General features: G+C 59.6%; 16 protein-coding genes. 6 read left to right on the forward strand and 10 right to left on the reverse strand.

Translation table 11 applies throughout. The annotated features are described in order from the left end of the window. Positions 1-120 precede the first annotated feature (120 nt). The gene (gene htpG, locus NW860_RS09110; protein ID WP_414405529.1) at positions 121-1,980 is read left to right on the forward strand and encodes a molecular chaperone HtpG; all 1,860 of its coding nucleotides are present in this window, start codon (positions 121-123) and stop codon (positions 1,978-1,980) included. Here the strand turns inward: htpG and ribH are convergent. Both ribH and NW860_RS09120 read right to left on the reverse strand, forming a co-directional pair. Continuing rightward, complete coding sequence (ribH, locus tag NW860_RS09115) at positions 1,974-2,552, reverse strand: 6,7-dimethyl-8-ribityllumazine synthase (RefSeq protein WP_414393477.1); 579 nt, start codon at positions 2,550-2,552, stop codon at positions 1,974-1,976. The genes htpG and ribH overlap by 7 nt on opposite strands. Positions 2,553-2,703: 151 nt before the next feature. Continuing rightward, a complete protein-coding gene (locus NW860_RS09120; RefSeq protein ID WP_414513750.1) occupies positions 2,704-3,753 on the reverse strand; it encodes an alpha/beta fold hydrolase in 1,050 nt (349 codons plus the stop codon). A 140-nt stretch (positions 3,754-3,893) separates the two neighbouring features. Here NW860_RS09120 and NW860_RS09125 point away from each other — a divergent pair, with 140 nt between their 5' ends. Both NW860_RS09125 and cbiE read left to right on the forward strand, forming a co-directional pair. Continuing rightward, positions 3,894-4,520, forward strand: a complete 627-nt coding sequence (locus NW860_RS09125) for a cobalt-precorrin-8X methylmutase (protein ID WP_414513752.1) — start codon at positions 3,894-3,896, stop codon at positions 4,518-4,520. A gap of 95 nt (positions 4,521-4,615) precedes the next feature. Continuing rightward, a complete protein-coding gene (cbiE, locus tag NW860_RS09130) occupies positions 4,616-5,863 on the forward strand; it encodes a precorrin-6y C5,15-methyltransferase (decarboxylating) subunit CbiE (RefSeq protein ID WP_414513754.1) in 1,248 nt (415 codons plus the stop codon). A 35-nt stretch (positions 5,864-5,898) separates the two neighbouring features. Here cbiE and NW860_RS09135 read toward each other — a convergent pair whose 3' ends face one another. Continuing rightward, complete coding sequence (locus NW860_RS09135; RefSeq protein ID WP_414513756.1) at positions 5,899-8,250, reverse strand: AAA family ATPase; 2,352 nt, start codon at positions 8,248-8,250, stop codon at positions 5,899-5,901. 190 nt (positions 8,251-8,440) lie between these two features. Continuing rightward, complete coding sequence (locus tag NW860_RS09140) at positions 8,441-9,037, reverse strand: NYN domain-containing protein (RefSeq protein WP_414393469.1); 597 nt, start codon at positions 9,035-9,037, stop codon at positions 8,441-8,443. 180 nt (positions 9,038-9,217) lie between these two features. Between NW860_RS09140 and sfsA the strand changes: the two genes are divergently transcribed. The 3 genes from sfsA to msrA all read left to right on the forward strand — a co-directional run bounded on the left by sfsA (position 9,218) and on the right by msrA (position 11,493). Continuing rightward, on the forward strand, positions 9,218-9,937 hold the full coding sequence (gene sfsA / locus NW860_RS09145; protein ID WP_414513758.1) for a DNA/RNA nuclease SfsA: 720 nt from the start codon (positions 9,218-9,220) through the stop codon (positions 9,935-9,937). Positions 9,938-9,951: 14 nt separating this feature from the next. Beyond that, on the forward strand, positions 9,952-10,737 hold the full coding sequence (gene xth / locus NW860_RS09150) for an exodeoxyribonuclease III (RefSeq protein ID WP_414513760.1): 786 nt from the start codon (positions 9,952-9,954) through the stop codon (positions 10,735-10,737). 81 nt (positions 10,738-10,818) lie between these two features. Then, the gene (gene msrA, locus NW860_RS09155; protein WP_414393463.1) at positions 10,819-11,493 is read left to right on the forward strand and encodes a peptide-methionine (S)-S-oxide reductase MsrA; all 675 of its coding nucleotides are present in this window, start codon (positions 10,819-10,821) and stop codon (positions 11,491-11,493) included. 13 nt (positions 11,494-11,506) lie between these two features. Here the strand turns inward: msrA and cysW are convergent, their stop codons facing one another. The 6 genes from cysW to adhE form a co-directional block, all read right to left on the reverse strand. Further along, positions 11,507-12,346 (reverse strand): sulfate ABC transporter permease subunit CysW, encoded by an 840-nt coding sequence (cysW, locus tag NW860_RS09160; RefSeq protein ID WP_011429375.1) that lies wholly within the window; start codon positions 12,344-12,346, stop codon positions 11,507-11,509. Beyond that, positions 12,336-13,148 (reverse strand): sulfate ABC transporter permease subunit CysT, encoded by an 813-nt coding sequence (cysT, locus tag NW860_RS09165; protein WP_414513763.1) that lies wholly within the window; start codon positions 13,146-13,148, stop codon positions 12,336-12,338. The genes cysW and cysT overlap by 11 nt, the downstream gene beginning before the upstream one ends. 6 nt (positions 13,149-13,154) lie before the next feature. Continuing rightward, positions 13,155-14,198, reverse strand: a complete 1,044-nt coding sequence (locus NW860_RS09170; RefSeq protein ID WP_414513765.1) for a sulfate/molybdate ABC transporter ATP-binding protein — start codon at positions 14,196-14,198, stop codon at positions 13,155-13,157. Positions 14,199-14,373: 175 nt separating this feature from the next. Continuing rightward, positions 14,374-15,408, reverse strand: a complete 1,035-nt coding sequence (locus NW860_RS09175; protein ID WP_414425182.1) for a sulfate ABC transporter substrate-binding protein — start codon at positions 15,406-15,408, stop codon at positions 14,374-14,376. 75 nt (positions 15,409-15,483) lie between these two features. Next, positions 15,484-18,291: a GNAT family N-acetyltransferase gene (locus tag NW860_RS09180; protein ID WP_414513768.1), complete on the reverse strand. Its 2,808-nt coding sequence runs from the start codon at positions 18,289-18,291 to the stop codon at positions 15,484-15,486. Positions 18,292-18,343: 52 nt separating this feature from the next. After that, positions 18,344-20,938, reverse strand: a complete 2,595-nt coding sequence (gene adhE, locus NW860_RS09185) for a bifunctional acetaldehyde-CoA/alcohol dehydrogenase (protein ID WP_414513770.1) — start codon at positions 20,936-20,938, stop codon at positions 18,344-18,346. Positions 20,939-20,940: the final 2 nt, after the last annotated feature.

The following is a 20,940-nucleotide window of genomic DNA, read 5'->3' on the forward strand; positions in this document are numbered from 1 at the left end:
CGGCAGAGCACAAGGCCGCTCTACTGGGGCCTACGAAGGTCATGCATAGTAGTGGGCAAGGCTTGAGGCTCAGTCTTCTTGGTAAATTGGAACTAAGCTGGTTCGAGTGACAAGCTGCCTATGGCCGTCTTGGAACAAGGAGCCATCACTGTCCACACGGAAAATATTTTTCCCATCATCAAGCAGTTTCTCTACTCGGATCGCGAGATCTTTTTGCGGGAGCTGATCTCCAACGCTGCTGATGCTATTGCCAAGCTGAAAATGGCCAAGCTGGCCGGCGAAGTGACGGAGCCTCCAGAACCAGAGATTGTTATTGCGCTTAACAAAGAGGCAAAGACTCTCTCCGTAAGCGACACTGGCATCGGCATGACTGCCGAAGAGGTGAAAAAATATATCAACCAAGTGGCCTTTTCCAGCGCCGAGGAGTTTATCCAAAAGTACAAAGACAAGGGTGCTGACCAGGTGATCATCGGCCACTTTGGCCTAGGTTTTTATTCTTCCTTTATGGTGGCGCAGCGGGTGGAGATCGACACCCTTTCCTACCAGCCCGGCAGCACCCCTGTGAAATGGTCCTGTGACGGCAGCCCCAATTTTACCCTCTCGGATTCCCAGCGCTCTGCTATCGGCACCACCGTCACGCTGTACCTAACCCCCGATAGCGAGGAGTACCTGGATCCAAGTCGCATCCGCGAATTGGTGCGCAAGTACTGCGATTTTATTCCCGTTCCCATCAAGCTCAATGGAGAAGTCATCAACCGGCAAAAGCCCCTCTGGAAGATTTCTCCCTCAGAGCTCAAAGACGAGGACTACCTGGAGTTTTACCGCTACCTGTATCCCTTCCAGGAAGATCCCCACTTCTGGGTTCACATCAACACGGACTATCCTTTCATTGTGCAAGGGATCCTTTACTTCCCCAAGCTGCGCCCGGACATCGATCCCACCAAGGGCCAAGTTAAACTGTTTTGCAACCAAGTTTTTGTCCAGGATAACTGCGAGGAAGTTATCCCTAAGTTCCTCCTGCCCCTTCGCGGCGCCATCGACAGTCCCGATATTCCTCTCAACGTCTCCCGCAGTTTTTTGCAGAATGACCGCACTGTCAGGCGCATTGGGGATCACATAGCCAAAAAGGTGGCGGATCGCCTCAACGAGCTCTACCGAGAAGACTACGAAAAGTACGTCAGGGTCTGGCCCGATATCAGTCTATTTATGAAATTTGGGGCAATGAATAGCGACAAATTCTTTGCCCAGATTAAGGACATTCTCATCTTCCGAGTGGCCGGATCCCCTGCCGACAAACCCGAGTACGTGACCCTCAAGGAATACCTAGAGCGCACGCGAGAGAAACAGAACAAGCGGGTTTACTACGCCACGGACGAGGCAGCCCAGAGCGCCTACATTGACCTGCACCGCTCCCAGGGCCTAGAAGTCATCATGCTAGATAGCTGGATCGACAGCCATTTCAGCAGCTTTCTGGAGCGAGAGTATCGCGAAGAGGGGATCCAATTTAAGCGGGTGGACTCGGAGTTGGATGAAGCCCTGATCAACAAAGACAAAGCTGCTGAGCTTGTCGACCCCCTAACTCAGAAAACCCGTAGTGAAAAGCTAGTAGATCTTTTCCGTCAGGCGCTGGGGAAAGAAAAGCTGCAGATCAAGGCTGAGGCCCTTAAGTCCGAGTCTGTGCCGGCCATGATCCTGCTGCCGGAAACCCTGCGGCGCTTGCAGGAGCTCAATGCCATCCTGCAACAGAAGCCGATGGAGTTTTTGGAAGAACACACCTTAGTGGTCAACACTGCCCATCCCCTCATTCAGAACCTGCAAGCTTTAGCCGAGGAGGGCCGGGATCCGGAGCTGGTCAATCTTATCTGCAACCACATCTATGACCTAGCGCTGATTACCCAGAAAAGCTTCGACCCGGCAGCGGCGCGGGCTTTCGTGCAGCGCTCTAACGAGGTGCTGACGCGGCTTACCCGCCGTCAGTAGGCAGCACTCTCCCAGCTTGCCCCTGCTTGCAGGGCTTCTGCTGCCCCAGGCAAGGGGGGACGAGGGCCAGCGCCGTTTCTACTTTCTTGGAGAAGGGGAGCCACTTGACGCATGAGCGTAGCCATCTCCAGGGCGCTCATGGCGTACTCCCAGCCTTTGTTGTTTTTGATCCCGGCTCGCTCCAGCGCCTGCTGCAGGGTGTCCGCCGTGAGGATCCCGAAAATGACCGGCACGCCAGTGCGAAAGCCTGCTGCCGCGATCCCCTTGGCCACCTCTGCCGACACATAGTCAAAGTGGGGGGTCTGCCCTCGGATCACCGCCCCCAGGCAGATGATGGCATCGTAGCGGCGGGACTGGGCCAGTTGGTGGGCCACCAGCGGCACCTCAAAGCTGCCAGGCACCCAGTAGTAGTCCACCTGGCGACTCTCGGGGCTGACATCCAGGCCATGCCGCCTTAGAGCATCCTGGCACCCCTCCAGCAACTTGCCCACAATCAAATCGTTAAACCGACTGATGACGATAGCTAGACGCAGATCGCCTGTCTGCGTAAAATTCCCCTCGTAAACTGCCATCTTGCTGCTCCAGGAAAAGGAAGCGGCCTCCCCTAGGCTACAAAGCTGCACTCTTCCATCCTGACATACTTCTTGCCATCCCACTTTCAGGAGGATAGTTCTGCAGCTGCCCATCGAGCAGCAAGATTGACATCCTCCCCCAGTGATCTAGCTAGGCCAGGAAGGGATCCCTGGCCGGACGGCGCGGCAGTCTGGTACATGTCTCCAGGCTGGCGGCCCACTCGCCGAGGAGGGTGTTGACCCAGTGAGGCAGCTCGTCGTGGGCGCAGTGACCCACCCCCGGTAGCTTCACCAACGTAAGAGCTGGCTGCCAGCGCTTGAACTGATCCGCCAAAAAGCTGGGTACCGCTGGATCCTCTTGACCCCAGAGGAGGAGAATGGGCATTTTGAGGGTGGGCAGGAGGCGCTTGGGGCTATCGAAGGGGCGGCAGAGGATGGCCCTGAGGCTGTCCAAGAACACGTGGGCTGCTCCTGGCTCAAAAGCTGGCGTTTGGAAGATCTGCACTAGCTCATCGTCCACTTGCTCATCGCGCTTGTAGACGTTCTTGATCCAAGCCCGCAGCACCTTAGTCTGTCGCAGCCAATTAAAGAGGTGAGGGCCCAGCAGCGCCAGGATCCCTTCGCAGAAAGCTCGCACTAGGGCATCCCAGGGAGGGGGCAGTTCTTCTGGATGGGGCCCGTCGGCGCAGCTAATCAAGCATAGGCCCCTCACCATCTGGGGATAGCGGGCAGCCGCAATCACCCCCACCAACCCGCCAAGGGAGTGGCCAACCAGGATCATAGGCTGGCGGATGTGGACGCGCCAAAACTCGTACACCTGCTCCACCCAGAGATCGACGCTGTAGGCGATCTCCGGCTTGGCGCTCTTGCCAAATCCCAGCAAGTCAAGGGCGTAGACAGGGCGCTGGGATCCTAGAGGGACGATGTTGTGGCGCCAGTGGCCGACGGAGGCGCCAAAGCCGTGGATTAAAAGAGCCGGCGCTGCCACCAAGTTTACCTGGCCTGCAGGAGTTTGGGCGCGACTAGGAGTGTAGGTGAAGTGAACCGGCCAGCCGCGCCAAAGCCAGGTTTGAGAGTGGCCGTAGCGAGGCAGGCCCGAGAGGGGATCCCTGCTGTCGACTGCCTGGGACGGGGAAGGTAGGGATCCCGGCGCGGAGGGAATAGAAAGGGAGTTGGGTGTGTGCAAGGAAGGAGCGAACAAGCCACCTCCACCAGAATAGACCAATCATGGCCGCTTCTTCGGAGCGTCTAGAGTGGACTAACGGGGCGTTTTGGGGACTAGAGGCTCCGCCCAGCTTCCGCCCGCCAGCAGTCTTCGCTTGAGCTCTACTTGCAGATTCGATGAGCGAGAAAACCGACGAGACGGCCTGGATAGACCCGATTACAGCAGCCAGCTTTCGCCAGATTGACCAAGAGATCGGCCCCCACCCCTGGCAGGGGATCCCCTATGAGATCGTGCGCCGCGCTATCCACGCCACGGCCGACTTCGAGCTCCGGGATCGCTTTGTGTTCAGCCCCACGGCGGTTGAGGCGGGGCTAGCGGCCCTGCGGCAAAAACGACCAGTGGTGGTGGATGTGAGGATGGTAGCCGCCGGGATCCAAGCTGGTCTGCAGGCCCAGGGGATTCCGCTCCACTGCGCCTTGGACTGGGTGGAAGAGCCCCTCGAGGTGGGGCAAACCCGCACCGCTCAAGGGATGATCAAGGTGGCCCGCTGCTACCCAGAGGCAATCTTTGTCGTCGGCAACGCGCCCACAGCCCTGCTGGCGCTGGTGGAAGAGATTCGGGCACAGCGGGTCCGGCCCAGCCTGGTGATTGGGGTGCCGGTGGGCTTTGTGGCAGTAGAAGAGGCAAAGCAAGCCTTGGCCCAGACAGAGGTTCCCCAGATTCGGGTGGAGGGCCGTAAAGGGGGATCCCCGGTGGCTGCCGCCATTGTCAATGCCCTGCTGCTGGCTGCCCGCCGGGGCTAGAATTGGGGACGAGCTGGGAAGGCCATCCAGGAATCTCGCCGCGATAGAAATGCAGGAAACCCCATACGCCAGTACACCCGCCTGTCGAACGCTAGATGGCGAGCCAGTTGCCTCAGCTTGCAGTTGTAGGGGTAGCCGGAGATGGCTCGGTGGCTTCCTGGGGGATCCCACCCCTTTCGCAGGCCAAAGTCCTGGCCGGGCCTCCTAGCCTACTCCAGCACTTTGCTGACCATCCAGCCCGCAAGATCCCGCTGACCGGGCCAGTGGAAAGTTGGATCCCGCTTCTGCAGCAGGAGCTAGCGCAGGGATCTCTGGTCTTGTTGGCCAGCGGGGATCCGCTGTTTTTTGGGATTGGGCGCCTGCTGACCCAGTATTTCCCGAGGGAGCAGTTGGCTTTTTATCCCCAGGTGAGCTCGGTACAGTTGGCCCTCAACCGCCTACAGATCCCCTGGCAGGAGGCCACTATCCTCAGCCTACATGGGCGGGGAATGGAGCAGTTGGAACCCGTTCTCAAACAGGGATCCCCTGTAATTGTAGTGCTCACCGATCCAGAGCACACACCAGCCAGCTTGGCCCAGTTCATTGCCGACCTGCGGCTGCCAGTGCGCTACCAGGCCTGGGTATGCAGCCAACTGGGATCCCCCCAGGAGCAGATCATGCCCCTGCAGGAAGGGGAGAACTCTGCCTTCCCCAGCCCTAACCTGGTGGTGCTGCGGCGCGTTGAGCCGGAACCGGATCCCAGCCGCTGGCCTTTGGTTGGGATCCCGGACGACCAGTTCCACACCTTTCCCGACCAGCCCGGCCTAATCACCAAGCAGCCCATCCGCCTCCTCACCCTGGGAGCCTTGCAATTGCCGCGACAGGGGGTGGTGTGGGATATCGGGGCTGGCACGGGCTCAGTGGCTGTGGAGATCGCCCGCCTCTCTTCCCAGCTCCAGGTCTATGCCATCGAGCGCAACGCCATGGGCATTTGTCTCATCCAGCGCAACCGCCAACGCTTTGGTCTGGAAAACCTGCAGGTAATCCCAGGGGCAGCGCCTCAGGTGCTGGCTGACCTGCCGGATCCGGATCGGGTGTTGCTGGGAGGAGGTGGAAAGGGGATCCCCCAGCTCCTGCCCACAGTGGCGCCCCGCCTACGGCCTGGAGGGATCCTGGTGGCCAACTTCGCCACCCTAGAAACCTGCAGCGAAACCCTGCAGTGGCTGCGCTCACAGGGCTGGCAGGTGCGAGTGGAACATGTCCAGATCTCCCGCTCCACGGCCTTGGCTGAGGGCACTCGCTTTTCCCCCCTTAACCCCGTTTACCTGCTGCAAGCAATCCCTTCCACCTCGAAGTTCCACTAAGACCTCAACTGAATGGGAGAGAGTTCAGGGAAGGCTTAGGCACGGCCTAGGATCCAGGCGATAAGGGGGGGATCCCTATGCTCAAGATAGTACCGAACGGCTGAGGTCAGGTCTAGCTCCAAGTCGCGGTTTTGGATGTCGGTGATCATTCTGTACATCAGCTCCAGGTGAATGCGATCCTCTTTGGTGAGCAGCTCATACTTGCCATTAGGGCTGTTGTTGAGGGCAGCCAAGGCCGCTTGGGTGGCAGTAGCTGTTGGAGAAGGAGGCTTGAGGCGGGCGTCCCGCAGCAAGAGAAACTGAAGCCCAGGGTGAGCAATCACCAATTGGTTGAAGTTATTGACCTGCCAATACATGCTGCCAGCAGCCACTTGGATAAAGGCAATCACCCGCTTTTGGCTGGGGAAATAGAGGTGATCTGGAAGCTTGCGTTTGCCCAGCTTCAGGGTGCTCATGGGGACAGGATGGATCCCTTGCAGGGCATTGACGATGGTGCGCAATTTGCCGATATCAGCTGTGCTGTCGATGATCGCCTCTTGGGGATAGGCGGCGCGGAGCTGAGCCTCAGTGGTGCGGAGATAGGGATCCAGCGTCTCAACAAGATCGGCAGATGGGCTGGGATCCCGAAGGGGTGGAGATAGAACGATGGAGGGGCCGTGGGCAGGCAGAAGGGGGATGAGCAGTTGTTTGAGGGTTTGCAGCTCAGTTTCGAGCCGCTGGACACGGGCGGCTAGATTGCTGGCAGTGGGTACAACTTGCACCTGGGGAGGGAGAGGGATCCCGTTGATGTAGTGGCGATAGTAGGCTGAGGCCCGGTTGAGAATGGCCCGGATGGAGGGTTGGCCAAGAATATCGCTTAGGTCATCGGCGGTAAAGAGAGCTTGGAGGTGGATCCCTGAAGGCAGGCGGCTCTGGAGAAGGGCTTGAAGCTGGGGAAGAGAGGGGAGATCTAGGGAGAGGACGGTTTGGGAGAGGCGATCGACGGTAGCCCGGTCAAATTGGGTTTGGAAATGTTGCCAACGATCAGGAAACAAATTAAGGACAATCAGACTGTTGGGAATACGGGTAAAAAGCTCTTTTAGAGCATCGCCAAAGTTGAGAAGGATATCTCGATTTTCCTCTCGGCCCAGAGCCTCCAATTGGTCGAAGACAATGATCAGGGGCTGGTCGAGCAGCGAAAGCCTGCCGATGACTTTCATCCCTTCTAGGGCAAAGGTGTTGCGATCCAGATCTGCACTCCAAGGGGGCAACCCAATCAAGTTGGTTTCTTCAGGATCCAGGTCGGTACCGCTGAGCCAGCGGATGATCTGGTGACGGCGGTTGGGATCCCTGTAGCTGCAGTATTTGATGATGCCCTTGAGAATGTTTTCGGTGGAACCGGTAAGGAAGTTTTGCTCTGCCCACCAGCGCAGAACCAGTTTTTCAATGGCTTGCCATTGCTGACGACGACGCTCGCTGCCTTCTGCTCCCAGGCGATGAAAGAGGTTGAGGGGATCCGCCGTGAGAAGGGAGAGAAGCTCTTCAGTTTTTGAGGTTTGGGGGAAGGTTTTCAAGATTTCCACAAAGCTCTTGGCAATCAAGTAGTCGAGCTGGGTGTGGTGATGGGCATCTACCCGTTCTCGCAGGGATTCCAGGGTGTGGCTGTAGATGTGGTGATAGATGTTGTCGGGATGGGTGGGCTGAGGGATAAACAGGAGACGGTTGTGGCGCAGCAGGTTTTGGGCCACCCGCATGATTAGGTGAGTCTTGCCGGATCCAGGTTCCCCCAGTAGGACAACGCCCCGGCTCTGGTGGTTGGGATCCCGTTGAATGTCCTGGAGAACGGCTGTGAGTTGCTGGTACTGAGACTGATAGATGGTAGCCTCGTCGGGGTAACTCTGAAAGGGATTGTCAACTCTACTGCTGGCAAAGGGGTTGGGAATATTCTGAGCTTTGAGCTGAGCGTGGGTGAGGTGGCGATAGAGGTGATAGGTAAAAAGAGCATCGTAGCTGGCGTCGTGGGCCAGTTTGGAGTTGAAATAGCCGCTCTCCAGTTGGATACTAAGATGTTTGCTAAGATACTCTAGACTGTAGCTGGGGAGGTTGGGGAAACATTCCTTGGCAGCTAGCCAAGTGCAAAAAACGGGGTTAGAAAGCCACTCTTGGTTAGCTTGCTCAAAGGCTTGTTTAAGGATTTTTAGGTCGTGCTCTGCGCGGTGGAAAACGAGGGTTTTACCTTGGGCCAAACGCCGCAGGTCCGCAACAATCTGGGCTAAAGGCTTGGGCTGGGGGTGGCCAGGCGAGTATTCCTGGGTATGGGCGTGGTAAACAAGCTTACCGCTGCTGTCGACAATGGCAATCTCTTCAAGGTTAGGGTTGCCCTCGGTGTCAATAACCAAGTAGCTCATGGAAAGAGAGATCCTGGAACACTAATGAGCTAGATGCCCCATTGTAATTTCTGAATGGACAGGTGGGCTAGGAGGTGAGTAACCCATACGGAAAACACCTAGCTTCCCAGCAGAGGGGCTAGGAAGCCAGGTGGGCATTTATTTGCCTAGAATGGCAGGAGGGCTGGGGAGTGGTGGGCCTCCTAGGGCTCTAGCCCTCGTCCTCTTCGTCGTTGCTAACTCCCCCTCGGTAGAGATAGGAAGAACGGTTGGTTTTCTTGATGTAGTCCTTGATGGATTCCAGGTCGATGTAGCGATCCGCCAAGTTGATGAGCTGATCGCTGGTCATGGAGCGCAGGCTAACCACCTCTACCCGTGCTCCCTGGTAGCTGACAGCATTGACGGCATAGGCCAAGTCCCCGTCTCCGCTTACCAGCACCGCTGTCTCATACCAGCGCACCAGCGACAACATGTCCACGGCAATCTCCACATCTAGGTTGGCCCGCTTGGATCCATCGGGGAGTTGGGTCAGCTCTTTGGTAACCACACGGAAGCCATTGCGGCGCATCCAGAGCAAAAACCCCTGCTGCTTTTCGTTGTTGCGGTCGACGCCGGTGTAGAAAAAGGAGCGCAGAAGGGGAGAACGGCCGGTGAGCGTCTTCAGGAGGCGGGTGTAGTCAATCTCAATGCCCATCTGCAGGGCAGCGTAGAAGAGGTTGGCCCCGTCAATAAAGATGGCTACGCGCCCGCGGTTGTCCTGAAAAGGCTCCGGAAGCTGAAAGCCAGGGTCAGGGTCAAGACGCAACATTCGAGTTGTCTTCTCCAAGTTTTGGCCAAGGGATAGAAAAGGTAGGATATTAACAGGGGAGCAAGGCATCGGCCCATGAGAGCCCTAGCTTACGCCATTACCCTAGCGTAGAAGATCGCTCCCCCCTGGAAGACTTCCAAAATCCTAAAGAAAAAATACTTAGCTGGAGGGCACTTGCAGATGCCTGGGCAGGAGGGCCCGCCACCCTATCGTTTCCCCATTCCCCTACTCAAAGGCGTGTTGCGCGGCCGCTGCAAGCGCTTCTTTGCCGAGGTGGAGCTGGAAAATGGGCAACAGGTAACTGCCCACTGCCCCAACACCGGCCCGATGACGGGAGTTTGCCAGGCGGGGGCACCCGTTTGCCTCTCCTATCACCCCGATCCCAGGCGCAAGCTGGCCTACACCTGGGAGATGATCCAAGTGGGGGAGGTGTGGGTAGGGATCAACACTGGCCTACCCAATCGCCTAGTGGAATGGGGGCTGCAGCAGGGCTGGTTCCCCCAACTGGCTCAGTTTTCCCGCTGGCGGCGGGAAGTGGTCTGGGGCAAAAGCAGGATGGACTTTCTTTTGGAGGGGCCGGGCGGCTGTGCCTACCTGGAGGTTAAAAATACAACCTGGGCTGTTGGCTCCTGTGCCCTTTTTCCCGATACCGTGACGACTCGCGGTCAAAAACACCTGGAAGACTTGATGGAGATCCGCCGACAGGGTCAGCGGGCTCTGCTGCTGTATTGGATTAACCGCGCCGATTGCACCGAGTTTGCCCCCGGAGCAGAACGGGATCCTCGCTATGCCCGTCTGTTTCACCAGGCCCTGCAGGCGGGAGTTGAGGTGCTGCCCTACCGGGTCGAGGTTTCGCCGCAAGGGATCCGCCCCCTGGGCCTAGCTAAGCTTGTGGCTTGAGAGAACCTTCTGGGATGCGAGTAGCCACCTGGAATGTCAACTCCATCCGCAGCCGCCTGCCCCAGGTTTTGGCCTGGCTGGACAAGCAGGGATCCCTGGATGTGCTCTGCCTGCAGGAGACCAAGGTGGTGGATGCGGAGTTTCCCCGTGCCCCCTTTGAGGAGCGGGGCTTCCATGTGGAGGTGTACGGGCAGAAAGCCTACAACGGCGTTGCCCTCATCAGCCGGGAGGTGCCGGAAAAGGTGGAGCGGGGCTTTGCTGCCCTGCTGCCGGCAGCCGCAGAGCTGGATGAGCAAAAGCGGCTTATTGGCGGCCTCTACCGCGGCATCCGCATCCTCAACCTCTACGTGCCCAATGGCGAGGCGGTGGGATCTGACAAGTACGCCTACAAGTTGCGCTGGCTGGCCTGCCTGAAAGACTACCTCCAGGTGGCCCTCGACCAAGGGCAGCCTATTCTGCTCTGTGGCGACTTCAACATCGCCCCGGAAGATCGGGATATCTATGATCCCAGCAAAGCCGGAGAAATCATGGCCTCCGAGCCGGAGCGGCAGGCCCTGCAGAAGATCCTGGCTTTGGGCTTTGAGGATGCCTTTCGCAAGTTTAACCCGGACCCTGGACATTTTAGCTGGTGGGACTACCGGGCCGGGGGGTTCCAGAAGAATCGGGGCTGGCGCATTGACCACCTCTACCTTTCCCCCTTGCTTCAGGACAAAGCTACGGCTTGCTGGATCGACGTCGAGCCGCGGCGGGCAGAAAAGCCCAGCGACCATGCCCCTGTGGTTGTGGAGCTGGCAGTCTAAAACTCTAAGCTGCTCCCTTGAGACAACAGCGGCTATCTACGCTAGGCTGGTAGACGTTAACGAATGTATCGGGCTGCCGCCATGGCGCTCTTTGGTTTCGGCAAACTGAGCAAGAAACTGACCCTGCCTACCCCGGAGGAGGCTTTGCCGGGCCGCTCCGAGCCAATGGCAATCGTTAACCGGCACTACGTCAAGGGCACGCCCCTGAAGCCCCCTTTTCCCGAGGGGATGGAGCTAGCCATGTTTGGCATGGGCTGCTTCTGGGGAGCGGAGCGCAGGTTTTGGCAGTTGCCTGGGGTGTATACCACTGCAGTGGGCTATGCGGGCGGGTATACTCCCAACCCCACCTATGAAGAGGTCTGCACCGGCTTAACTGGCCACAACGAGGTGGTGCGGGTGGTTTACGATCCCAGCCAGATTAGCTACCTCCAGCTCTTGAAAGTGTTTTGGGAAAACCACGATCCCACCCAGGGGATGCGCCAGGGCAATGATGTGGGCACTCAGTATCGCTCCGGCATCTACGTCTATTCCCAGACCCAGCGGGAGCTGGCGGAAAAAACCCGCGACCTCTACCAGCAAGTCCTGAGCGCCCACGGCTACGGCCCCATCACCACTGAGATCCTGGAGGCTCCAGAGTTCTACTACGCCGAAGACTACCACCAGCAGTACCTCGCCAAAAACCCGCGCGGCTACTGCGGCCTGGGGGGAACTGGGGTACCGCTGCCGGAGCTCCTCACCCCCGACCTTTCTCCTTAGAGAGAGAGGGAACCTAAAAGATGCGACGGGAAGGGGATCCCCGCTCCAGCAGCTCCCTGGCCACTAGGGTCACCACCGCCAGCAAAGAAAGCACCACCGCGGCTGCATAGGCTGATCCTGTGGCATAGCTGCGATAGGCATCTTCCACAAACAGAGGCAGGGTTTGGGTGCGCCCAACGATGTTGCCCGAGACCACCGCCACAGCGCCAAACTCCCCCATGGCGCGAGCATTGGTGAGGATGACTCCATACAAGAGGCCCCAGCGGATGTTGGGCAGGGTAATCCGCCAGAAGACCTGCCAGGAATTGGCCCCCAGAGTTTTGGCGGCTTCTTCTTCCTCGGTGCCGGCCTCTTCCAACACCGGCAATACTTCCCGCACCACAAAGGGCAAGGTGATGAAAGCCGTGGCCAGCACAATGCCTGGAAACGCAAAAATGACCCGCAGGTTCCAGGATCCCAGCCAACCTTGACGGCCAAAGATCAGCACCAGCATCAGGCCGGCTACTACCGGCGAAATGGAAAAGGGCAGGTCAATGAGGCTAAGCAGCAAGGCCCGCCCTGGAAAGCGGCGGCGTGCTAGCGCTATGGCAGCGCAGAGGCCAAAAAGAGTATTGAGAGGCACGACAACCAGGGCAGTTAGCAAAGTCAAGCGGGCTGCGCTGAGAAACTCTCGCTCCCCCAGGTGCTGAAAAAAACTGGGGATCCCTTCCCGCAACGCCTGGTAGAAGACATTCACCAGGGGGATCCCGATGAGCAGCCCCACATAGAGCAAGACGATCCCAATCAGCAGGCCAGCCAGCCAAGGGTTGGCGGGTGGCTTCCCTTGAACCTCGGCAACTCCCTTAGGTCTCATGGCGACTTGCCCAGCCTTGCAGAAGGTTAATCACCGCCAGCAAAAGGAAGGAGATCACCAGCATCACCGTCCCAATCACCGTGGCGCCGGCGTAGTCGTACTGTTCCAGTCTTTGGATGACCAGCACCGCCGCAATCAAATCCTGGAAGGGAATGCTGGCGGCAATAATGACGATGGAGCCATACTCACCGACAGCGCGAGAAAACCCCAACGCCACCCCCGTTAGGATAGACGGCAGAATTTGCGGTAGTACCACTCGGCAAAAGGTCTGCCAGCGGGAGGCGCCCAAGCTCCAGGCAGCTTCCTCCACATCCGGCTCCAGTTCCTGCAGCACCGGCTGCACGGTCCGCACCACAAAGGGAAAAGAGATAAACAGCATTGCTACCCCCACCCCCCAGCGGGTAAAGGCAATGCGGATTCCCAAGGGAGCCAGCAGGGATCCTATCCAGCCGTTGCTGCTGTAGACGGTCGCCAGGGTGAGGCCGGCCACAGCCGTGGGCAGGGCAAAGGGCAGATCAATCAACCCCTCGAGGAGCTTTTTCCCAGGGAAGGCGTAGCGCACCAACACCCAGGCGGTTAGAGTGCCCATCACACCGTTCACTATGGCCGCCAGCAAGGCGGTTACAAAAGTAACCTCATAGGCAGAGAGGGCCAGGGGATCGGTGGCAATCCGCCAAAACTCTGCCCAGCCCAAGGTGCTGGCCTTGGCAACCAAGGCAGCTATTGGCAAGACCAGCATCAGGAAGAGATAGCCCAGGGTCAGCCACCACGGCCAAGACACTGGAAACACCGCCTGCAGCAAGGTTCCCTAAGCTCCCACCGCCATGGCTGTCATTTCCGTTTTCTTGATGGGGAAGGCTTTGATTACCCTGGGGCGCACGTAAACCTGCTGCCCAATGTGCAGGGGCTGGTTGGTGTATTGCTCGCGGCTGAGGTGGGCCCAGAGGGATCCGCCATCGCTCAAGACCAGCTCCGCCTGGATCTCCCGCCCTAGGTGGATAATCTCTTTGACCCAAGCCGAGACACCGCTGCTGGTGGGGCTGAGCTCGATTTGGACATCATGGGGGCGCAAGAAAAGCCGATGCGAACCGGCCTGCGCTTCAGGGAGCTGGCAGGATAATACGGAGCGGGGCGAGAGCTCGTTGACCGGGCCAATAAAGCTCATGACAAAGGGAGTGGCCGGATGATCGTAGATCTCGGCAGGGGATCCCACCTGTTCGATCCGCCCCTGGTTCATGACCACAATTTGGTCGGCCACCTCCATAGCCTCTTCTTGGTCGTGGGTAACCAGGACGGTGGTGACATGCACCTCGTCGTGTAGGCGCCGCAGCCACTGGCGCAGCTCCTTGCGCACTCTGGCATCCAGCGCCCCGAAGGGCTCATCCAAAAGCAACACCTGCGGCTCTACCGCCAGAGCACGGGCCAGGGCCACCCGCTGCCGCTGGCCGCCCGAAAGCTGGGAGGGGTAGTGATCCCCAAACCCCGACAGTTGCACCAGCTCCAGCAGCTCGTCCACCCGTGCCCGAATTTCAGCTCTTGGCAGCCTGCGGATCTCCAGGCCAAAGGCAATGTTCTGCCGCACCGTCATGTGCTTAAACAGGGCGTAGTGCTGGAAGACAAAGCCGACGTTGCGCTCCTGGACGCTGGCGTGGGTGGCATCCCGCCCGGTGAGGAAAATCCGTCCCGTGTCTGGCTTCTCCAGGCCGGCAATCAGGCGCAGCAGGGTAGATTTGCCAGAACCCGACGGCCCCAACAAGGCCACTAGGGATCCCGTGGGGATGGTGAGATCGGTAGGGTAGAGCGCCTGAAACTCGCCGAAACGCTTCGATACCCCTGCAATGGTGATGCCCATAGGCTCTGCCTAGCTAGTGGGTTGCCTGAGAAGTTGCTGGATTGGTTGCCGGCTGAGTCTTCTCAAAAGGTTGAGGGAAGTTAAACGCCCACCTAATCTACGGTAAACCTGTCAACAAACCGTTGATACAGCTCCCAGAATAACTTGAATGGGAATCCAAAACAAGGGAGCCTCCCTACAACTCGGCTTGAATGCGATCGAACAAAGCCCCATCGGCAAAGAAGCGGTTTTGGATTGTCTCCCAGCCGCCTAGGTCGGCAACGGTTACCAGTTTCTCAACAGGAGGGTAACGCCAGGCAAACTCTTGCGCCACCGTGGGCTCCACTGGCCGAAAACCCACCTTGGCAAAGGCCCGCTGCGCCTCGGGCGTAAAGAGATAGTCCACAAAGGCTTCGGCCACGGCGCGGGTGCCCTTGCGGTCTACGTTGGCATCCACCACCGCTACCGGGTTGTCGATGGAAATGTTGGGATCCGGCACCACGTAGGGCAAGGGCTGGCCGCGCAAGCCCGCCAGGATCACCTCATGTTCGTAGGTGAGTAGGGCATCCCCCTGCCCTTTTTGGAAAAAGACATCCGTAGCCTCCCGCGAGTCCCGCGGCAGGACGCGGACGTTTTTGTAGACCTGAGTAGTGAAGGCTAGGGCCTGCGGCTCAGGGACAGCGCTCCAGAGGGCCAAAAAGTTCCAGCGGGCACCCCCTGAGGTTTTGGGGTTGGCAGTAACCACCTGCAAGCCGGGCCGAGCCAGATCCGTCCAGGAGCGGATATCGTGGGGGTTGCCCTCCCGCGTTACCATCACCACCACTGAACGGGTGACGATCCCTTGGTTGGGTGTGCGACTTTCCCAACCCGGCCGAATCAGGCCGGCAGCCACGATGCGCTCCACATCCAGGCCCAGGGCCAAGGCCACCACATCGGCATCCAGCCCCTCGATGACCGCCCGCGCTTGCGTTGCCGAGCCAGCGTAGCTGCTTTCTACACGCACCCGTTGTCCGGTCTGGGCCAGCCAGTAGGCCTCAAAGGCAGGGATGATCTGCCGGTAGGCATCGCGGGTCACTGCAAAAGAAGCTAGTAGAATCCTCACTTCCCCCTGGGATCCCGCCCCGCCGCCGCAGCCACCCAGCCCCAGCAGAAGTCCCAGGAGCAGGGATCCCAGCCCCAGCCACCGCCCCACTCTCGCCGACCAGCCCACCGCGATGGGTAATCTGTTCACAGCCATCCCCAAAAGCTTCTCACCCCCAACCCCTCTCCCCAAAGGCGCGGGAAGGTTGGGCGTCAGGGATCTATTCTACGGTAAGCCGGTCGGTAAACCGTTTTTAGAGCCAGGGCTCCCTAGGCAGGGCGTGGGGAGCGCTGCATCGGCAGCAAGATCCAACGTGGCCCTGAGGAGGCCGGGATCCTCTGGGGAGGGGAGCAACTGGAACCCCAAGCGCCTACACAGGCGGCGCATGCCCTCGTTTTCGCTGAGCACCTCGCCGGCCAGGCGCTGGATCCCTTCGCAGCGGGCCACCTGAATGAGGCGGGTCAAGAGCTCCGTGCCGATCCCCTGTCTTTGGTAGGGATCCGCCACCAAGAGGGCAAACTCCGCTTCTTGGGGAAAGCCATGTTTTCTGGAGAGGCGGCTGATGCCGAGGATTAAGGACTTCGTCCCGCTGACGCGATTGGCCTCTGGCTCCTGTTTTTCTGCTACTAAGGCAATCTCGCGGTCGTAATCGTTAAAGCAAATGCGGGTAAGGCGCTCGTGGGCGATGCGGGCGCTGTATTTGATCGGGTGGAAGTAGCGCAGATAGACGCTGTAATCGGAGACGTGGCGGTGAAAATCGATCACCAAAGGCTCGTCTTCAGGGCGGATGGGGCGGATGGTGATGCCGTCCCGGAAGGGCCAGGTGTACTGGCTGGGGTAGGGGCGGATGGCCAACGGCACCGGTGGTTCTTGCTCTGAGCGCAGAATGACGCGGGCATCCAAAGCCACCAGCCCCTCGCCCGAGGCCAGCAGGGGGTTGATGTCGATCTCTTTAATCTCCCGCTGCTCGGCCACCAGTTGGCTAAAGCGCACCAAGAGCTGTTCCAGGGCCTCCAGATCCACGGCCCGGCGTCCCCGCACCCCCTTGAGGGCCTTGTAGATGAGGGTATTCTCCATCAAGCGCCGCGCCAAGGTAGTGTTGAGGGGGGGAAGGCCGATGGAGCGATCTTGAAACACCTCCACCAGTTGTCCGCCACTGCCAAACAGCAACACCGGCCCAAATTGGGGATCCTCGCTGCTGCCCAGGATCAGCTCGTAGCCGTTGGTGGGAACCATGGGCTGCACCGTCACCCCTTGAAAGTGCTGGGATCCGGCTTTTTCGGCAACATTAGTCTGGATCTGCTGGTAGGCCCGCCGCACGGCTTCGGCATCGGGCAGGTTGAGCTGCACGCCGCCTACGTCGCTTTTGTGGGTGAGGGTGTGGGAGTAAAGCTTCAGCACCACCGGGTAGCCTATGGCCTCAGCAGCTTCCACCGCCGCTTCCGAACTTGCTGCCACCCGCGTGGGCACCACCGGGATCCCGTAGGCGGCTAGGATCTCCTTGGACTCGACCTCGGTTAAGAGCGTGCGACCTTGCTGCCGGGCTTGGCTGAGGATTTGGTGCACCCTATCCCGCTCGACCGCTCTTGCAGGGGGCAAAGTGGGAGTTTCGTAGAGGGCCTTGAGGTTGTCGCTAAAGCGCCACAAGTAGCTAAACACCCGCGCCGCCTGGTCTGGGTAGCGGTAGGTGGGGATCCCGGCCTGGTTGAGGATCTGCTCGCCGGCATCCACCAGGGCTCCCCCCATCCAACTGGCCAGGATGGGTTGGCGGGATCCGCTGCGCCGCCAGGTCTCCACCACTTTCTCAGCCGTGGCCGTGGGATCCGTCATGGCTTGGGGGGTGAGGATCACCAAACAGCCCTGGCTGGCGGGATCCCGCAGCACCACTTCCAGCGCCTGGGCAAAGCGCTCCGGGCCGGCATCGCCCAGGATATCGATGGGGTTGCCGTGGCTCCAGTGGGGCGGCAGGATCTGGTTGAGCTGCTCCAGGGTTTGGGGAGAAAGCTGGGCCAGGGATCCGCCGGCGCGGATGAGGGCGTCGGTGGCCAGCACCCCCGGCCCGCCGGCATTGGTGAGGATGGTGAGGTGGGGCCCTTGGGGACGAGGCTGTTTGGCCAGCACCTCCGCCATGTCGAAGAGATCTTCAATGCGATCCACCCGCAGCACACCACAACGGCGAAAGGCCGCATCCAAAACCGCGTCGCTGCCGGTGAGGGATCCCGTGTGGGAGGCTGCTGCCTGGGCTGCTGCCTGGGTGCGTCCCGCCTTGATGACGATGATGGGCTTGCTCAGCGCCACCTCGCGGGCTGCCGATAAGAAGGAGCGGGCATCTCCAATGGATTCCATGTAGAGGACAATGCTGTGGGTATGGGGATCCTCGCCCAGGTAGTCGATCAGATCCCCCCAGCCCACATCCAGCATTGATCCCAGGGAGATGAAGGCGCTGAAGCCCACATTTTCCCGCAGGCTCCAGTCCAGGATTGAAGTGCAGAGGGCCCCGCTTTGGCTGATAAACCCCACGTTGCCGGGTCGGGCCATCTGGGCGGCAAAGGTGGCATTCAAGCCAGTGTGGGGGTTTTGGATCCCCAGGCAGTTGGGGCCAATTAGGCGCAACTTGCCGCGGGCGGCCTGTTGGATGGTCTTTTCCAGGGCCAACCCCTCCGGGCCGATTTCCTTAAAGCCTGCCGAGAGGACAATGGCCCCCTTGACTCCGGCCTCGACGCATTCTTGGATAACCGCCGGCACCCCGGCTGCCGGGATGGCGATGATGGCCAGATCCACCGGCTCCGGCAGAGCGGACAGCCGCTCGTAGGCCCGGATCCCCAACACCTGGTGCCGCTTGGGGTTGACCGGGTAGACCGTGCCGCCAAAGGGATGGCTAATGAGGTTCCACAGCACCGTGCGCCCCACACTGCCCTCCCGCTCCGTGGCCCCCACCACCGCCACCGAACGGGGCAGAAAAATGGGAGCTAAGGGGTGGGATCTGGCCTTCCAGATGTCGAGGCTGGGATCGGGGCGGTGCAGCGTAGCCATAGCCGTTGCCAGGGTGGGGGTCACGTTTTGGCTGGGAGCAGAAAGGCGGCTCTTAGGCCAGAGCTGGCTCCGGCTGGTGGTAGAGGGCAGCCTCTACCCGGCAGCCCCGATAGGCCAAGATGTACAGCTCCTTCATGTCCTGGATGAGGGGGTAGCGGGGGTTGGCGCCGGTGCATTGGTCGTCAAAAGCCTGCTCCGCCATCGCTTCCAGACGGTCATAGAACGCCTGCTCGCTCTCGCTGAGGGCCTCGCGAATGCTGGCCGGGATCCCCAGCTTCCGCTTGAGCTCCTCGATAGCCTCAATGAGGCGCATGACCTTTTCATCGTCATTGGCCCCGCCCAACTGCAGGTAATCGGCAATCTCGGCATAGCGGTGCTTGGCGTTGGGGTAGCGGTATTGGGGAAAGATGGCCTGCTTGAAGGGAGCGTCGGTGGCGTTGTAGCGGATGACGTGGGTAATCATCAAAGCGTTGGCCAGGCCGTGGGGCAGGTGGAAGGTGGATCCCAGCTTGTGGGCCAGGGAGTGGCACACCCCCAAAAAGGCGTTGGCAAAGGCCATGCCGGCAATGGTGGCAGCGTAGTGGACTTTTTCCCGCGCTTCTGGATCTTCGGCCCCCCTCTCGTAGGCCCGCGGCAGGTAGGTCATCAGCAGCTTAATCGCCTGCAGCGCCAGCCCGTCGGTAAACTCGCTGGCCATCACCGAGACATAGGCTTCCAGGGCATGGGTAAGGGCATCGAGGCCGCCGTAGGCGGTTAGCTTCTTGGGCATCTTCAGGGTGAGATCCGGATCCACGATGGCCATGCTGGGGGTGAGGGCGTAGTCGGCCAGTGGGTACTTGATCCCCACCCGGTCGTCGGTGACTACGGCAAAGGGCGTCACCTCGGATCCCGTCCCGGAAGTGGTGGGGATGCAGACCAGTTGGGCTTTTTGCCCCAGCGGCGGCAGCTCGTAGACCCGCTTGCGGATGTCCATAAAGCGCGTGGCCAGGCCTTCAAACTCCACCTGCGGCTGCTCGTACATCAGCCACATCACCTTGGCCGCGTCCATCGGGGATCCGCCCCCCACGGCGATGATCACATCCGGCTGGAATTGGCGCAACTGCTCCAGGCCGCGGTTGACGTTGCTGAGGGTGGGATCCGGCTCCACGTCGTGGTAGACATCCCACTTGATCTGCAGTTCGTCCAAAACCCGGGTAACCGCCTGCAGCACGCCCAGCTCGAAGAGGGGCCTATCGGTAACCAAAAAAGCCCGTTTTTTGCCGGCCAACTCCCGCAGCGCCACCGGTAGACATCCCGGCTTGAAGTAGATCTTGGGCGGCACCCGAAACCAGAGCATATTTTCCCGCCGGTAGGCCACCGTTTTAATGTTGAGCAGGTGGCGCGGCCCCACATTGTCCGAGACCGAATTGCCCCCCCAAGTGCCACAGCCTAGGGTGAGCGAGGGATCCAGCCTGAAGTTGTAGAGATCCCCAATCGCCCCCTGCGAAGAGGGGGTGTTGATCAGCACCCGCCCTGTTTGTAGGGCATTCTCAAAGTAGGCAATATCGTCCCGATTGGCTGGATCGGTATACAAAACAGAGGTGTGGCCCCGCCCCCCGAAATTGACCACTTGGACGGCAATATCGACAGCGCTGGGGAAATCCTTGGCGCGGTAGAGGGCCAAAACAGGGGCCAATTTTTCGTAGGAGAACGGCTCCTCAGGCCCCACCTTGTCCACTTCTCCAATCAGGAGCTTCGTGCCTTCGGGTACTTGGATCCCGGCCAGAGCGGCAATGGTCTGCACCGATTGGCCGACAATAGCCGGATTGAGGCGGCCGTCTTTGAGGAGGAGGCAGCGCACCGCTTGCGTTTGTTCCGGATCCAAAAAGTAGGCCCCCCGCTGGCGGAATTCGGCCTTGACCTGCTCGTAAACAGCATCCACCACGATCACCGCCTGTTCTGAGGCGCAGATCATGCCGTTGTCGAAGGTCTTGCTCAAGATAATCGAGCTGACGGCTGTGGGGATGTCGGCGCTGGCATCGATCACTGCCGGGGTATTGCCTGCCCCCACCCCCAAAGATGGGTGGCCGGAAGAATAGGCCGCCTTGACCATGCCAGGGCCCCCGGTGGCCAGGATCAGCTTCACCTCAGGATGCTGCATCAAAGCCTGGGAGAGCTCAATCGTGGGCTCGTCAATCCAGCCAATCAACCCCACCGGCGCGCCTGCCGCCTCAGCCGCCTCTTTGACCACTTTGGCTGCAGCAGCCGTGCATCGTTTGGCACGGGGGTGAGGCGCAAAGATGATGGCGTTGCGGGTTTTTAGAGTGATGAGGGCTTTGAAAATTGTTGTCGACGTGGGGTTGGTTACTGGCACAATACCTGCCAAAAGCCCCACCGGCTCAGCAATGCGCTCGTAGCCAAAGCTCTCGTCCCGCTCGATGACGCCGCAGGTTTTCTCGTGTTTGTATTTGTTGTAAATGTATTCAGAGGCAAAGTGATTTTTGATCACCTTGTCTTCCACAATCCCCATGCCGGTCTCTTCCACGGCCAGCTTGGCCAGCGGGATCCGTTCGTTGTTGGCGGCCAGGGCAGCTTTGTGAAAGATCCGATCCACCTGTTCCTGGGTGAAGGTGGCATACTCAGCCTGGGCAGCTTTCACCTGTTGGATCA

It is taken from the genome of Synechococcus sp. F70.1 (assembly GCF_047502745.1).
Classification (GTDB): Bacteria; Cyanobacteriota; Cyanobacteriia; order Thermostichales; family Thermostichaceae; genus Thermostichus.

What these genes read in the sequence shown, in the direction of transcription:
- htpG (WP_414405529.1), top strand. Translation starts at nt 121, where the DNA reads ATGGCCGTCTTGGAACAAGGAGCCATCACTGTCCACACGGAAAATATT.
- ribH (WP_414393477.1), bottom strand. Translation starts at nt 2,552, where the DNA reads ATGGCAGTTTACGAGGGGAATTTTACGCAGACAGGCGATCTGCGTCTA.
- NW860_RS09125 (WP_414513752.1), top strand. Translation starts at nt 3,894, where the DNA reads ATGAGCGAGAAAACCGACGAGACGGCCTGGATAGACCCGATTACAGCA.
- cbiE (WP_414513754.1), top strand. Translation starts at nt 4,616, where the DNA reads ATGGCGAGCCAGTTGCCTCAGCTTGCAGTTGTAGGGGTAGCCGGAGAT.
- NW860_RS09135 (WP_414513756.1), bottom strand. Translation starts at nt 8,250, where the DNA reads ATGAGCTACTTGGTTATTGACACCGAGGGCAACCCTAACCTTGAAGAG.
- NW860_RS09140 (WP_414393469.1), bottom strand. Translation starts at nt 9,037, where the DNA reads ATGTTGCGTCTTGACCCTGACCCTGGCTTTCAGCTTCCGGAGCCTTTT.
- sfsA (WP_414513758.1), top strand. Translation starts at nt 9,218, where the DNA reads ATGCCTGGGCAGGAGGGCCCGCCACCCTATCGTTTCCCCATTCCCCTA.
- xth (WP_414513760.1), top strand. Translation starts at nt 9,952, where the DNA reads ATGCGAGTAGCCACCTGGAATGTCAACTCCATCCGCAGCCGCCTGCCC.
- msrA (WP_414393463.1), top strand. Translation starts at nt 10,819, where the DNA reads ATGGCGCTCTTTGGTTTCGGCAAACTGAGCAAGAAACTGACCCTGCCT.
- cysW (WP_011429375.1), bottom strand. Translation starts at nt 12,346, where the DNA reads ATGAGACCTAAGGGAGTTGCCGAGGTTCAAGGGAAGCCACCCGCCAAC.
- NW860_RS09170 (WP_414513765.1), bottom strand. Translation starts at nt 14,198, where the DNA reads ATGGGCATCACCATTGCAGGGGTATCGAAGCGTTTCGGCGAGTTTCAG.
- NW860_RS09180 (WP_414513768.1), bottom strand. Translation starts at nt 18,291, where the DNA reads ATGGCTACGCTGCACCGCCCCGATCCCAGCCTCGACATCTGGAAGGCC.